The following is a 14,160-nucleotide window of genomic DNA, read 5'->3' on the forward strand; positions in this document are numbered from 1 at the left end:
AAAGGCAGCATCAGTGGGGCCTGGACGCTGGCAGTGGTGTATAGTGTAGCGTAGGGAAAACCAGCCACAATCGGTTTACTGCCGTATTTTGGCCCATGACGCCTTCCTCTGCTTCTTCTAACCTTGATGGCTTTGTGCGCGTGCGCGGGGCCCGGGAACACAACCTCAAAAACGTAGACGTAGACATTCCCCGCGACGCCTTGGTCGTGTTTACCGGCGTGTCAGGCTCGGGCAAATCCTCCCTGGCGTTTGGTACGCTCTACGCCGAAGCCCAGCGCCGCTACCTGGAGTCGGTGTCGCCGTACGCGCGGCGGCTGTTTCACCAGATGGCCGTGCCCGAGGTGGATAGCATTGACGGGCTGCCCCCGGCCGTAGCCCTGCAGCAGCAGCGCGGTACACCCACTACCCGCTCCTCGGTAGGCTCGGTTACAACCTTGTCCAACTTGCTGCGCATGCTCTATTCCCGGGCCGGCGACTACCCCGTGGGCCAAAGCATCGTGTACGCCGAGGGATTTTCGCCCAACACGCCTGAGGGGGCCTGCCCGCAGTGCCACGGCCTGGGCCGCATCTACGAAGTGACGGAGCAAACCATGGTGCCCGACCCCACGCTCACTATCCGGGAGCGGGCCATTGCGGCCTGGCCCCAGGCCTGGGGCGGGCAAAACCAGCGCGACATCCTCGTCACGCTGGGCTACGATGTGGACACGCCCTGGAAAGACCTGCCCCAGAAAGACCGGGACTGGATTCTGTTCACTGAGGAGCAGCCCGTGGTGCCCGTATACCCTGGCTATTCGCCCGAGGAAACGCAGCGGGCCCTTAAGCGCCGGGAGCCGCCAAACTACATGGGCACCTTCACGGGCGTGAAGCGCCACGTGCTGCACACCTTCGCCACTACGCAAAGCCCGCTGATGAAAAAGCGGGCCCTGCAGTACATGCTTAGCACCGAGTGCCCCACCTGCCAGGGCAAGCGCCTGCGCCCCGAGTCGTTGGCTGTGAAGTTTGCCGGCCTCGACATTGCCGACATGGCCCGCCTGCCGCTCAAGCGGGTAGCTGCGCTACTTAAGCCCTACGCCGATGGTACCGCCGCGGGGCGCAAAAAGCACGACGCGGCTCACCCCGAGCAAATCATCGTAGCTCAGCGCATAGCCGAAGATTTGTGCGCCCGCCTGTCGGTGTTACTGGATCTGGGTCTGGGCTACCTGGCTTTGGAGCGCAGCACGCCTACATTGTCGCCGGGCGAGTTGCAACGCCTGCGCCTGGCTACCCAGCTGTATTCCAACTTGTTTGGGGTGGTCTATGTGCTCGATGAGCCCTCGGCGGGCCTGCACCCCTCCGACACGGAAGCCCTGCTCAGCGCACTGCATACCCTGAAAAAAGCCGGCAACTCCCTGTTTGTGGTGGAGCACAACCTGGACGTAGTGCGCCAGGCCGACTGGCTCGTGGACGTGGGCCCGGCCGCCGGGGAGCAGGGGGGCGAAGTGCTCTACAGCGGCATTCCGGCCGGGCTGGCCCAGGTGGAGCCCTCCCAAACGCGGCGCTATTTATTTAGTGAAGCCCAGGCGGAGCGCCGCGCCCCGCGCACCCCGAGCGGCTGGCTCAAGCTGCAGGGCATCACGCGCAACAATCTGGATAACCTCAGCGTGGAGTTTCCCTTGGGCGTGTTTACCACTGTCACGGGCGTGTCGGGTTCGGGCAAGTCGAGCCTGGTAAGCCAGGTGCTGGTAGAACTGGTAGCGGAAAGCCTGGGCCAAACGGTGGAGGCGGAGGAAGAAGAAACCGACCCACTGGAGCAAGCCGCGCCGGTGCAAACCGGCGGCCGGATTGTGGCCGGGATGGAGCACATCAAGCGCCTCGTGCGCGTGGATCAGAAGCCTATTGGTCGCACGCCCCGCTCCAACATGGCCACGTACACCGGGCTGTTTGACCACGTGCGCAAGCTGTTCGCGGCCACGCCCGCGGCCAAAAAGCGCCGCTACGATGCCGGCCGGTTTTCCTTTAACGTGGCCAAAGGCCGCTGCGAAAATTGCCAGGGCGAAGGGTTTGTAATGGTCGAGCTGCTGTTTTTGCCCAGTGTATACGCCCCCTGCCCGGTCTGCCACGGAGCCCGCTACAACGCCAAAACCCTGGAAATTACCTACCGCGACAAGAACATTGCCGAGGTGCTGGGTTTGACCGTGGACGACGCCTGGGCCTTTTTTGCTGATGAGCCTGCCGTGCATCGGGCCCTCACGGTGCTGCGCGAGGTGGGCCTGGGGTATCTGCGCCTGGGCCAGCCCGCTACCGAGCTCAGCGGGGGCGAAGCCCAGCGCATCAAGCTGGCTACGGAGCTGCAGCGGGCCCAGCGCGGCAACTCCCTCTACATCCTGGATGAGCCTACCACCGGCCTGCACCCTTCGGACGTAGAAAAGCTCCTCACCCAGCTCGATGGCCTGGTAGAAGCGGGTAACACTGTCATTGTGGTGGAGCACGATATGCGCGTCGTGGCCGGCTCCGATTGGGTACTGGACATTGGACCCGGTGCCGGCGAGGAAGGGGGACAAGTGGTGGCTGCCGGAACCCCCGCCGCGGTTGCCAAAGTCAAAGAAAGCCGCACCGCTCCCTACTTGCAACGCTTTCTGCGGCAGTAATTCTAACAGAGGCAAGAGCCCCCAGTGTGCACAGCGGTGCGAGGTGTCGCGCACTCACGCGCCTTTGCTGATCTACGGCACCGCCAACCAATTGGTAGAGCTCAGCAGCAGTAGCGTAGATGTTTTAGCGCTTCTGGGCAACAAGCTTTACCAGGCGCCGCGTTTCCCTGGTGAAGTCAGCAGGACCGACGGGCTCTTCGTAGCGCACAATGCGGAAGCCATTCGCCGCGTACTGCTGGGGAAGGTAATTAGTGTCAAAGCCTATTTGCTTGGTTGGCGAAGTATTCCAGGCCGCATTTACCTCGGCATGGAAGTTTTCGAACACGAGCAAGCCCCCCGGTTTTAGCGCTGCGTGCACTTCCGCTACGTGGGCTTCGTCGTCGGCGTAGCAGAGCACCACCAGGTCCCAGGCATTCGTACCCCAGTCGAAGGCGGCCAGCTCCTGGGCATGGGTACGCAGCAAAACGCCCAACTCCCGGGCCCGCTGCTGGGCATACAGCAAGGCTTGGTCGGCGAAGTCTACGCCCGTCACCTGCCAGCCTTGCTGGGCCAGGTACAGAGCGTTGCGGCCTTCGCCCATGTTCACATCCAGCGCCTGGCCGGGTGTGAGTCCCGCTATTGTTTCGGTTAATAAGGCATTGGGCTGGGCATTGAAGCGCGTACGCCGCCAGGCTTCATCTACCAGGAAGTGGTTCCAGCGGCCCCGCTCATACTCGCGCAGCTGGGCCGGCGTGGCATTCGTGGGGGGAGGCAGGTTGCTGAAGTGGGCGGGAGAAGAACCGGGTGGTGGAACTGGCATAACACGACAACCAAGAGAACCGCTGGAAATTTGTTTCTGGCCGGCGTTGGCTTTGGCAGAGCAGTCTAAGCACCCCCCTGGGCTTGGCTGCTACAGCCAAGCCCAGGGGGGCCATCCAACGGAGAAGGCCCGCAACCGATGCTTACGCGATGCGCTAATCTCCGAAAAAGCTGGAAGTAAAGAGGCTTAATCGGATACGTAATGGAACAGAAATTTTCGGTAGTCATGCCCCGGTCTTATTGTACCGCTTGGTCGTATCTTTCTCCGCCCAAGCTGAAGCCCCTTCACCCATGCCTGAACATGTTTCCTCGCCGAATCCAGTGCTGGTTATTGGGGCTGGCATTGGTGGCCTGAGCGCCGCCATTCGTCTGGCCCGGCTGGGCTATACCGTACGGCTGCTGGAGGCCCGCCAACAGGCCGGCGGACTGGCGTCGGGCTTTACCTTGGCGGGGTTTTCATTTGATTCCGGCCCCTACATCCTGCTGGATCAGCCGGGGCTGGCCTGGGCTTTCCGGCAGCTCCAGGTACCAAACGAAGCGCTGCCGCTACGCCCCATCGACGCTGTGTACCATGTGTTGCAGGAAGATGGCTCCGTCACAGCCTTCGACCGCAGCCTGACTACGACGGCGGCCCGCTTCGAAGCCCAGGAGCCCGGTAGTGGGGCGCGCTATGCAGCCTTTGTGCGACGCACGTTCAGGATTCACCAGCTCATGAAGCCGCTGACCTTCACGAACCACCCCACGCCGCTGAAGGTGCTGCGGGCCGGGGGGTGGCGCCATGTACCCTTTCTGCTGAGCTCCCTGGGTACGGTGCTGGAGCAGGCCGGGCTGCCTCTGTCCGTGCGCAAAGGCATCAGCATCTGGACGCACATTGCCGGGCAGCCCGTGTCGGAAGCGCCCAGCCCCATGGCCTTTGTACCGGGCCTTTTCCACGAAGTGGGCTCCTTTTACCCCAGGGGCGGGATGCGGGCCATTCCAGAGCTGCTGGAAGCCACGGCCCGGGCAGCGGGGGTACAAATTTCCTACAACACGAAAATTTCCCGCATTTGCACCCGCCACGGCGCCGTAACTGGGGTGGAAACCACGCAAGGAGAGTTTATTGCCGCCGAGGCTATTGTTTCCAACTCAGCCGGCATCGGCACCTACACGGAACTGGTGCAGGAGCTAAAGCCCACCGACAAGCAGGAGCTCGAAGCCCTGCCGCTGCAGTCGCCGGGCGTGTGCGTGTACCTGGCTGTGCGGGGCCTGAATCCGCCGTACTACATCCGCTTTAAGCTGCGCGGTAATGGCTGCACGGCTTTTGTACAACCGGGTTTGCTGGCCCCCGAGCTAGCGCAGGATGGTTGGTATCCGGCCCGCCTCATTGCGCCCCTCAACCACGCCACGGCCGCTAGCCTGGGGCCAGAAGGGCAGCACCAGTTGATGGATGAACTGCTGGCCGAGCCCTGGTGGCAGGAAAACATTGCGGAGTACCGGGTGCTGCACCAGCGTACTACCTTCGAATGGGGGCGGGAGTTCAGCCTCTACCACGACAGCATGAACCCGGTGATGACGGCTAAGTTTATGCGCCAGGGTCGTATAGCCCACCGCAGCTCATCAATACGGGGCCTATATCTGGCCGGCAGCGCCACGCACCCCGGGCAGTGGGTCAGCTTCTGTGCCATTTCCGGCGTGTTGGCGGCAAATTGTCTGGCTGAAGACTTTCCGCGCCGTGCTTAGTACCACCACTGAACAGCCCCGGCCCGGCAAATGCCTGCGCGTAGCCCGGCTGGGCCAGGGCCAGGCCGTAGTACTGCTGCATGGCTACCCCGACAACCTGCAGGTGTTTAGTGCCCTGGCCCCCGAGCTGGCCCGGCATAAGCAGGTCGTTGCCTTTGACTGGCCCGGCATGGGCAGCAGCGACGAGTGGCCCGGTGGGGCAACGCCCTTGCTTATGGCCAAGCGCCTGCGGGAGCTGCTAGATACCTGGCAACTCGACAAAGTCCACCTTGTGGGGCAAGACATGGGCGGGCAGCCGGCCCTGGTGTTTGCGGCCCAGTACCCCGAGCGGGTGCGCAGCGTGGTGGTGATGAACTCCCTGGTAAATGGGGCCGCCGCCACCTCCTGGGAAATCAGATGGCTGCGGCGCTTTGGGGCAAACAAGCTCCTGCTGCGCCATTTGCCCTGGCTGGTGTTTGGGCGGGCCATGCGCACGTTTACGCCAGGGGGTACCCGCCTCAGCCCGGCCCTGCGTCAGGATCTGTGGGGGGCTTTTCGCCGGCCAGCCGTGCGCGACTTCATCGTGCGCATGTGTGCTGGCTACGAGGGGCAGCTCAAGCGCCTGCCTGAGTGGTACGGCCAAGTGCAATGCCCCGTACTGCTGTTGTGGGCCGAGCACGACAAGCACTTTCCCGTGTTGCAGGCGGAGTCGTTACGGGCGTTTATTCCTCAGGCCCGGGTGCAGGTGGTGCCCGGGGCCGGACACTGGATGGTACTTACCCGAGCCGCCGAGGTAGCCGACCATCTTCGGCGCTTCTACCAGGAGCTTTAGAAGTTCAAGGAATACACCCGCCGGAACTGCTCGTCAATGATAAGCTGAGGTGTGGCCCGGATGACGAAGTTGCGCACAGCCGCCGAAGCATGTTGCCAGTAGCCTACTTTCCCCATGATTCGGGAAGTGCGCACAATGTACTGGGCCTTGGCGCGGCGCAGGCGCTGCATGGCGGCAAAAGCCTGCTCGGCGGTAGCCTCCTGGTCCAGGCATTGGGCCAGAGCATAGGCGTCTTCTACGGCCTGGCAGCCGCCCTGGCCCATGTAAGGTGTGGAGGCGTGGGCCGCGTCGCCAATCAGGCATACCAAGCCCTGGCTCCAGCTGGGAATGGGGTCGAAGTCCGTGATATCGTTGCGGATAATACGGGGCTCATCGGCGGCGGCCAGAATAGCCCCGACGGGGTAGGCAAAACCTTCGAACAAACGGAGCAAATGGGTCTTCAGCCCTTCGGGGTACGCTACCGGATTGGGCGCATACTCACCCACAAACCAATCGACTAGGCCGTCGGCAATTTCGGAAAAGCCGAAGCGCACCCCGTTAGCCCACACTTCCATAATAGCCTGCTTAAACTCGGGCCGCAGCTGCACGGCCGAAATACCCCGCCAGACGACGTGGCCGGTGCGGCCAAACCGCGCCCCGGGAAACAGCTGCCCCCGCACCACCGAGTGAATGCCGTCGGCCCCGATCAGGTAGCCCGCCCGCAGGGTAGTGCCATCGGTAAAATCCACCGTAACCCCCGTTGTGGACTGCGTGAAGTGCGCCACTGTTTTGGCCAGCTGTACGGTGCCGGGAGCCAGCTCAGCTAGCAAGATTTCCTGCAGACGGGCCCGGCGGATGGCGGTGGTGGTGTAGCCAAAGCGGCGCCGAATTTTCTCCTGGTCGGTGCGCATGATGGGCTGCATGCGGGCATCCACCACCTGTATGTTGCGCAGTGGCACCCCGGCGGCGTTAATTTTATCGGTAATGCCTAAGCGGTGAAATACCTGCATGGCGTTGGGAGCCATCCAGATACCGGCGCCCAGCGGCTTGATTTCGGGCGCCGACTCGCACACTGTGACCGGCAGCCCCCGGCGCTGCAGGGCCAGGGCCGTCGTCAGGCCCGCAATACCGCCGCCAATAATAAGTCCGGGAAGCTGCATAGAAAGATAAAGCCAAGAAGAAAGCACCGGGTAACCTTCGGGCGCCAGGGTTAAACATACGGTACAATCGGGGAATGACCGCACGAGCTACCAGGGTAGGCGCGACGCCACCCAAATCAGGCCTGTAGCCGTACAGAGGCAAATCACCTAAGGGTTTATTCCGTCCTGCTTTTCTGACCATGGCCTTTCTCGAAGAATTCCTGCGCAACCCGGCTACTGTAGGCTCCCTGGTGCCCAGCTCCCGGGAGCTGACTGATAACGTCACGGCGCCCATCGACTTTTCCTCGGCCAGCTGCATTGTGGAGTATGGGCCGGGCACGGGCGTGTTTACCGACATCCTGATGGCCCGGCGCCGGCCCGAAACGGTGCTGGTACTGGTAGAAGTAAGCCGCCGCTTCTGCCAGCTGCTGCAGGCGCGCTACGCCGACCACGCCAACGTGTACATTCTCCACGGCTCGGCCGACAAAACCGGCGACTACCTGCGCAAACTAGGACTTCCCAAGCCCGACTACGTCGTCTGTGGTTTACCTTTTAGCTCGCTGCCGCGTCGCCTGGGCTGGCGCATTCTGGAACACACCCGGGAGCTGCTGCTGCCGGCCGGCCAGCTCATTCTCTTTCAGTATTCTTTGCGCAACACCCGCTTATTTGAGCGGTTCTTTCAGCCGATAGGGCAGGAGCACGTGCTGCTGAACCTGCCGCCCGCCTACGTTTTGCGGTACCAGCCGCTTAGGGCTGCCCCCGCGCCCCGGGCCCGGGCCCGGCTGGAAGCATGATGCGTTGGGCGGGTGGGCAGTAGAGCCAGCTGTGCAAAACGCCCCCGGCCACAGCCGAGATTAAAGCGTTATATTCTTATTTTAATGAAAATATAAGACGGTTATAATGCAATATTAATTCCCGGCTTTTGGTTGAGCTTTACCTTTGTGACGGTGACACCCACTGCTTCGGCAGGTCCAGCGGCCTGTTGGCAGGGACACTCCTTGCGCTTTCCAGCTGACGTCCTCGTCCCTCTACTTCGGGCCCCTGGCCCGGCCTCCCCGGTCATTCAGCTTTCCTCTTCGCTGCCGCTAAACAGCGCCGGCACGCTCATGCCTTTTGCTTCGCCTATGTATACCGCCGCCGATGAGCCAAACCACAAACTACTCGCCGCCGGTGCCGCCGGGCCAGGGCTGCGGTACCTTCTGAATCGGCTGCTGCTGAAGCTGCGGCAGGGCTGGACCGGAGGGCTGCGGGAGCCGGCGGCAGTGGGAGCCCCCGGGGCCGCAGGACCACGCCGCCAGGTTATTCGCCTAGGGCGCAACGTGTCTTTTTTGCAGAAGGCCAGCCTCTTGGCCCGGCTCAGCCGCGTTGCCCCCCATACCATCTTGGTGCTGGATGGCACCCACTCCGTTTTTATTGACCCCGATATTCTAGGCGTAATTGAGTTGTTTCGCGAACGGGCCCGGCCGCACCATATTCAGGTGCTGCTGCTGCGCCAGGGCGACGACTACGCCCGCTCCCTGACCGAAACAACCAGTGCTGACCCCCGGGTGGCAGTCTTTGCGGCTTACTACTCGTTGTTTGTCAGTCCCTATCACTGGGTAGCAGCCAAGCTACGCAATGGCGCTGCCAGCCCCGGGGCTTCGCCCCGGTTTCTGTTTGTGGGCTACTCCGAGGCCTTGCCGGAGCCGGTTGCCAGCGGGCTTACGGGGCCCGAGCACATATTTGCCTCCAGCCCAACCACTATGCAGGTGGTAAGCACGCCCCTGGGCCTGGACGCCGTACTGCGCTACGCCGTGCACACCCTGCACGTAGACCACCTGGTGCTGTGTGGGCACTGCGGCCGCAGTCCCGAGCCCCCGGGCGCCACCCGCGGCAAACCCACCGGTAAGCGTGGCCAGGCCACTACCCCCGAGCCCCTGGCCCCGGTGCTGGCCGACGTCACGGAGCCGGAAGCGGAGCCGGAGCGCAGCCGCCGGCTGGTTTCCCTCAGAATTATCGAACAGGTATATCAGTTGCAGGCTGCCTTGGTCACGCCGGCGGGCCAGCCCCCGGTGGCCGTGCACGGCTGGGTGTACGATGAGGCTCAAGGCATGCTGCACGACCTGGCCGTGGATGTGCGCCGCGATTTTGCCGAGTACGACACTCAGTTTCGGTACGAGGTAGCCGCCGGCGGCCTCCGCCAGCTGCCGGGCGACCTGCAGCTGACGCCCTTTCTGTACGCCGTGCAGGCCGCACACCCTGCCGGAACGGTGCTAGCGGTGCCCCCGCTGGTAAGCTCTGGGCCTTTGGGGGTGCCGTAGGCGCCGCCCGCTATTCCTTCTTCTCTATTCTTCCTGCCGGGGTTTACCTGCTCCGGGAGGTGTTACCTGTTTTCTTGAAGTATGCTACTCGACACCAAGCTTCCCATTTCCTACATATTCACGCGCATCAAGCCCGATATCATTCGCGTGCTGCTAATTTCCGGGGTATTCCAGCTCCTCAAGCTTTTCTTTTTTGCTTACCTGCCCCGGGTACCCCTACAACTGCCCACCATCCTCGGTAGCTGCATTTCCCTGCTGCTGGCTTTCACCCTCAATCAGTCTTACGACCGGTGGTGGGAGGCCCGCAAAGTGTGGGGCAGCATCGTCAACGACTCCCGCAGTCTGGTGCTGCAAATCATGGGCTTTGTGCCCGACGACGTGCTGGGGGCCGCCAACGCGGAGTCGCCGCTCCGGCGCATAGCCTACCGGCAGATAGCTTGGTGCTATAGCCTGGGCCAGGCCCTGCGCGGCCTGGATATGACGGCTACGTTGGTGAAGTACCTGCCCAAAGCGGAAGTGAAATACACGCAGGGCCACGCCAACAAGCCCCTGGCGTTGCTTTCCCTGCACACCCGGCACATCAAACAGCTTTACCAGGAGCAGACCATCAACACCTACCAACAGGTGCAGCTGGACAGCACCCTCGTGCGCCTCTGCGACTCCATGGGCAAGGCTGAGCGCATCAACAGCACGGTGTTTCCCGTGAGCTATCGGCTGCTGGTGCACTTCTTTATCTACCTGTTTCTGATGACGCTTTCCCTGGGCCTGGTTGAAACCATTGGCCTCTGGGAAGTGCCGGTGCTGCTGGTCACGGCCTCCACGTTTTTTCTGCTGGAGCGCACCGCCCGCTACCTGCAGGACCCCTTCACCAACAAGCCCACCGACACCCCCGTGACAGCCATAGCGCGCACTATCGAAATCAACCTCAAGCAGCTGCTGCAGGAAGCCGATGTGCCAGCCCCGGCCCGGGCCGGGGAGTACTACCTGATGTAGCCGACCTGCGCGCCGGGCAACTAATCGAAAATGATGCTTTTGTTGCGGTGCACAAATACCTGCTCGTTGAAAACCAGCTTCAGCGAGCGGGCCAGCACAATTTTCTCCACGTCGCGGCCCGCCTGGGCCATTTCGCGGGCGCTGTGCGTATGGTCGACGGGAATGACGCTCTGGGCAATAATGGGGCCCTGGTCGAGCTGCTCGTTGACGAAGTGCGCCGTGGCCCCAATGATTTTTACGCCCCGCTCGTAGGCCTGGGCGTAGGGACTGGCCCCCACAAACGCCGGCAGGAAAGAGTGGTGGATGTTGATGAGGCGGTTGGCGTAGTGGGCCACAAACTCCGGCGACAGGATGCGCATGTACTTGGCCAGCACCACAAACTCGGGCTGGTACTGGGCCAGCACCTGCAGCACGACGGCTTCGTGGTCGGGGCGGCTCAGGCCCTCGTGGCTGATGTAGTGAAACGGCACCCCAAAGCGCTGGGTAAGATCGGCCAGCACCTCGTAGTTGCTGATAACGGCCAGCACGTGGGCATTCAGCTCCTGAAAGGCGTGGCGTACGAGCAACTCGCTCAGGCAGTGGTGCTCCTTGGTGGCCAGCAGCACAATGCGCTTGGGGCGGTTGTCGGAAAGCCGGATTTCGGCCGCGGCCGGCAGTACCTGGCGTAGCGCCTCGGTAAGGTCGGCGGGCTCGAAGGTGCCGGCTACCTCCGTGCGCATGAAAAAGTAGGTGTCCTGGCGCTCCACAAACTCGTCGTTGCGGATAATATTGAGGCCGTAGGCGTACAGCACGCCGGTAATCTTGTAAATCAGTCCGGCCTCATCGGGGCAGCGGATCAGCAGGAAGTGCGACGAGGCAGCGGCAGCAGACACAGGCAACAAGCTAAAGACCAGGAAGGCGGTAAAGGTACTGTGCTGCCTTTAAGTCAGCCGGTTATTTTTAGAGGAGCCTCTCCCTGTTGCCTTATAGGGTAGAAGCAGGGCCAGCCGGGGAACAACTGAGCCGCTTGGCCTACGCCGGGCAACAAAGCACTAGGCATAATTACGCAGTGAGAAATACTGGTTTCTCCCCGGCAAAGTAAGGGTTTTTCGCCTGTCGTTTCGGCCAAATGGGTGCGTATAGCCAGTAGCTGGCCACTTTAGGGGTTCTCGCGGGGCCAGCGTTTCTGCTTTCTGTTCAGCCCTAAGCTGCCTCCCCAGCCCTGCCTGCTATGCTACCAGCCGGCATCAGAGCCAACCTACTATGCCAGGGGTGCAGGAGCTTGGGGCCGTTCTACGCCGCTTCGTTATGCTCTTCCCAGCCGTTTTCTTTAGTGTCTTCTTTGGATTGTATGGCTTCGTGCTGCTCCTGGTAGCCAGGCGCCGACTGGTAGAACTTCCCGCTCTGGCTGCCGGGCCCCGGGTGAGCATCCTGCTGGCCGCCCGCAACGAAGCCGCGAATATCGAGCGGTGCCTGGGGGCGTTGGCGGCCCTGGACTACCCGGCCGAACAATTGGAAATTCTGATCGGGGATGATGCCTCCACCGATGACACCGTGGCGCTGGTACGCCGCTTTATTCACGGCAAACCCCAATTTCGGCTGGTGCCCATTGGGGGGCAGTTGGGCACGGCGCGGGGTAAAAGCAATGTGCTGGCCCAACTCAGCCGCGCTGCCACCACCGACTATTTCTTTATCACCGACGCCGACATGGCCCTGTCGCCCCGCTGGGTGCAGACTATGCTGGCCGCCGCTACCCCCGAAGTGGGCAGTGTAACGGGCATCACCACGGCCGATGGCTCCCTGTTTGGCCGCCTGCAGGGCCTCGACTGGCTTTTCGGCCTCAACCTGATTCGGCTGCTTTCCGACCGGGGGCTGCCCGTAGCGGCCGTGGGCAACAACATGCTGGTGCGCCGGGCCGCCTACGAGTCCATTGGCGGCTACGAAACGCTGGCGTTCAGCATTACCGAAGACGTGCAGCTATTTGAGCGAGTAGTAGCCCAGGGCTGGCAGTTCCGCAACCTGATAGAGCCCGGCGTGCTAGGCGTCTCTGCTCCCCAGCCTACGGTGCGGCAATTGCTACGCCAGCGCAAGCGGTGGATGCGCGGTGCCGGCCGGTTGCCCTGGCAGCTGGGGGTACTATTCAGCTCTTATGGGGTCTTTTACACGGTGCTGGGCTGGCCGGGCCTCCTGCCGGGTGCTACGGTAGCGGCCCTGTACGCGGCCAAGATGCTGTTCCAAACCATTTTTCTGCACATCACGCTCCGGCAGGCGGGGCGCCAGGAGTCGTTGCCAGTGCTGCTGCTCTACGAGTTCTACCTGCTGGCCATGTCGGTGGCGGTGCTGGCCTATACGGTGCTGCCCCGGCCCATCGTCTGGAAAGAGCGGCGGTATACCTGGGCCGAAAGCTAGAACGGGGCCACCACCGGCCGCGGGAAGGGCTGACTGCTCGAAATATTAACCTACCGGAGCCCCGGCACAAACCGAAAAATTCGGTTTGTGCCGGGGCTCCGGTAGGCTACAGAAGAAGAGTCATGGGCGGCTTAGAAACCCGGCAGCGTATAGCACTGGCCTTTCGCCAGCAAGTGCAGCTGCAGGTCACGTATAGAAAATACTTCCCCGGGCTTAATCTCATAAATGGTGTTTCCGGTACACGCATGTCCGTCCAGGAGCACCACGATGCCGTTGCCAATGACTTCCAGCTCGTTGCCTTTCGTGACCAGCACCGCCGTGTCTTCTTCCAGGCCCAGGCCAAGGCAGCCAGGGTTGGTGGCAATAATCTGGGCCATGCGGATGATGCGGCCGCGGGCAATAAAATGGGTGTCGATGGCTACGTCGCGCAACAGTTGGAGCCCGGTCGTGATATGAATTTCATCCTTGAGGAAGCCGGCGTCGTTGCGGCCCTGGTAAATCATGGGCGTGCTCATGGCGGCGGCTCCGGCGCTGGTGCCGGCAATGACGATGGGCTCCTGCTGGTAGCGTTCCGTCAGGCGGGTCAGGAGCTGGGTGCCGCCCAGCAGGGCCGTTAGACGCAGCTGGTCGCCACCCGTTAGCATCACCCCGTCGGCCCGGTTGATGATGTCGAGGGCCTCCGCTCCGTTGGCTTGTTCCCGGCTTTGGATGTTGAGCACTTCCACGTGCTCTACTCCGAGGGAGGAAAATACCTGAACGTAGGCCTCCGCAGCTTTTTCCGGCTCCTCCGAGGCAGTGGGTATAACGACAACCGTGCGCTTGGCCGGCAACTCATCGACAAAGCGTTACAGAATAAATTCGGCCGAGGCATCGTCGTTGGGTTGCTGATCGGGCGCCTGGCGTTGTTCGTGGCCGCCAATAGCGAGCAGGCGGCCCTTGGGTTGGGAAGGATGGGTTGGCATGAAAAGAGAAACAGTAAGCAAATAGTACGTTGGCAGGCTGCAGCCGGCAAGTGTCAGCCTGGGGGCCTGCCAGCAGGAAGGCTGCTAGCCGGGTATGCCCGCAGAGTTGGGCAAAAAGAGCTCAGCTCATCCTGACGCAGCAGGCCAGCACTGGTTCTTAGTAGCAGAACCCAGGGTCAGCTTGGTTGCTGGCTTGCAGCAGTCAGCGGTGGAAAAGAAGCGGTTAGCGCCTAGTCACCTGGAGGTCAGGCTTCTCACTTGCGGAATACCAGGCCAGGGCAGTTAACAGAAAAAGACACAAACAGGGGGGGCGGCAATGCAATAGCTTAAAGCATACTAGCGGCTCCAGGCTGGAGGCTGCTGTGTAGTTAAACGGCCGCAAGGGGCAGTAGATGGTCGAGAAAACCCTTATTTTAGCCTGGAAAGCTGGTTTTTTCCTCCGGT

Annotated in this window: 11 protein-coding genes; 7 read left to right on the top strand and 4 right to left on the bottom strand. The window is 62.1% G+C overall.

Features of this window, described 5'->3' with window-relative positions:
• Positions 1 to 95 precede the first annotated feature (95 nt).
• On the top strand, positions 96 to 2,627 hold the full coding sequence (uvrA, locus tag FY528_RS01195; RefSeq protein WP_149069158.1) for an excinuclease ABC subunit UvrA: 2,532 nt from the start codon (positions 96 to 98) through the stop codon (positions 2,625 to 2,627).
• A 124-nt stretch (positions 2,628 to 2,751) separates the two neighbouring features.
• Here uvrA and FY528_RS01200 read toward each other — a convergent pair whose 3' ends face one another.
• Positions 2,752 to 3,426 (bottom strand): class I SAM-dependent methyltransferase, encoded by a 675-nt coding sequence (locus FY528_RS01200; RefSeq protein ID WP_149069159.1) that lies wholly within the window; start codon positions 3,424 to 3,426, stop codon positions 2,752 to 2,754.
• Between the two features lie 290 nt (positions 3,427 to 3,716).
• Between FY528_RS01200 and FY528_RS01205 the strand changes: the two genes are divergently transcribed.
• The gene (locus FY528_RS01205) at positions 3,717 to 5,144 is read left to right on the top strand and encodes a phytoene desaturase family protein (RefSeq protein ID WP_149069160.1); all 1,428 of its coding nucleotides are present in this window, start codon (positions 3,717 to 3,719) and stop codon (positions 5,142 to 5,144) included.
• A complete protein-coding gene (locus FY528_RS01210; RefSeq protein ID WP_187631943.1) occupies positions 5,137 to 5,955 on the top strand; it encodes an alpha/beta fold hydrolase in 819 nt (272 codons plus the stop codon). Before FY528_RS01205 ends, FY528_RS01210 begins: the two co-directional genes overlap by 8 nt.
• On the opposite strand, the gene FY528_RS01215 is transcribed toward FY528_RS01210, so the two are convergent.
• A complete protein-coding gene (locus FY528_RS01215; protein WP_149069162.1) occupies positions 5,952 to 7,094 on the bottom strand; it encodes an FAD-dependent oxidoreductase in 1,143 nt (380 codons plus the stop codon). The genes FY528_RS01210 and FY528_RS01215 overlap by 4 nt on opposite strands.
• Before the next feature lie 179 nt (positions 7,095 to 7,273).
• On the opposite strand from FY528_RS01215, the gene FY528_RS01220 reads away from it, so the two are divergent.
• The 3 genes from FY528_RS01220 to FY528_RS01230 all read left to right on the top strand — a co-directional run bounded on the left by FY528_RS01220 (position 7,274) and on the right by FY528_RS01230 (position 10,366).
• Positions 7,274 to 7,867, top strand: a complete 594-nt coding sequence (locus tag FY528_RS01220) for a class I SAM-dependent methyltransferase (protein WP_149069163.1) — start codon at positions 7,274 to 7,276, stop codon at positions 7,865 to 7,867.
• 330 nt (positions 7,868 to 8,197) lie between these two features.
• Positions 8,198 to 9,373 (top strand): carbonic anhydrase, encoded by a 1,176-nt coding sequence (locus FY528_RS01225; protein ID WP_187631944.1) that lies wholly within the window; start codon positions 8,198 to 8,200, stop codon positions 9,371 to 9,373.
• A gap of 81 nt (positions 9,374 to 9,454) precedes the next feature.
• Positions 9,455 to 10,366, top strand: a complete 912-nt coding sequence (locus FY528_RS01230; protein WP_149069165.1) for a bestrophin family protein — start codon at positions 9,455 to 9,457, stop codon at positions 10,364 to 10,366.
• Between the two features lie 20 nt (positions 10,367 to 10,386).
• Here FY528_RS01230 and purU read toward each other — a convergent pair whose 3' ends face one another.
• Positions 10,387 to 11,238 carry a formyltetrahydrofolate deformylase gene (gene purU, locus FY528_RS01235; RefSeq protein WP_149069166.1) on the bottom strand — a complete coding sequence of 284 codons (852 nt, stop codon included), beginning with the start codon at positions 11,236 to 11,238 and terminating at the stop codon, positions 10,387 to 10,389.
• A gap of 415 nt (positions 11,239 to 11,653) precedes the next feature.
• On the opposite strand from purU, the gene FY528_RS01240 reads away from it, so the two are divergent.
• Positions 11,654 to 12,754 carry a glycosyltransferase gene (locus FY528_RS01240; RefSeq protein ID WP_187631945.1) on the top strand — a complete coding sequence of 367 codons (1,101 nt, stop codon included), beginning with the start codon at positions 11,654 to 11,656 and terminating at the stop codon, positions 12,752 to 12,754.
• 131 nt (positions 12,755 to 12,885) lie between these two features.
• On the opposite strand, the gene FY528_RS01245 is transcribed toward FY528_RS01240, so the two are convergent.
• A complete protein-coding gene (locus FY528_RS01245; protein ID WP_262383876.1) occupies positions 12,886 to 13,584 on the bottom strand; it encodes a cyanophycinase in 699 nt (232 codons plus the stop codon).
• Positions 13,585 to 14,160: the final 576 nt, after the last annotated feature.

It is taken from the genome of Hymenobacter lutimineralis (assembly GCF_008271285.1).
Classification (GTDB): domain Bacteria; phylum Bacteroidota; class Bacteroidia; order Cytophagales; family Hymenobacteraceae; genus Hymenobacter; species Hymenobacter lutimineralis.

Excerpts from the sequence above, each read along its gene's own strand:
- uvrA (WP_149069158.1), top strand. The coding sequence starts at position 96 with ATGACGCCTTCCTCTGCTTCTTCTAACCTTGATGGCTTTGTGCGCGTG.
- FY528_RS01200 (WP_149069159.1), bottom strand. The coding sequence starts at position 3,426 with ATGCCAGTTCCACCACCCGGTTCTTCTCCCGCCCACTTCAGCAACCTG.
- FY528_RS01205 (WP_149069160.1), top strand. The coding sequence starts at position 3,717 with ATGCCTGAACATGTTTCCTCGCCGAATCCAGTGCTGGTTATTGGGGCT.
- FY528_RS01215 (WP_149069162.1), bottom strand. The coding sequence starts at position 7,094 with ATGCAGCTTCCCGGACTTATTATTGGCGGCGGTATTGCGGGCCTGACG.
- FY528_RS01220 (WP_149069163.1), top strand. The coding sequence starts at position 7,274 with ATGGCCTTTCTCGAAGAATTCCTGCGCAACCCGGCTACTGTAGGCTCC.
- FY528_RS01225 (WP_187631944.1), top strand. The coding sequence starts at position 8,198 with ATGTATACCGCCGCCGATGAGCCAAACCACAAACTACTCGCCGCCGGT.
- FY528_RS01230 (WP_149069165.1), top strand. The coding sequence starts at position 9,455 with ATGCTACTCGACACCAAGCTTCCCATTTCCTACATATTCACGCGCATC.
- FY528_RS01240 (WP_187631945.1), top strand. The coding sequence starts at position 11,654 with ATGCTCTTCCCAGCCGTTTTCTTTAGTGTCTTCTTTGGATTGTATGGC.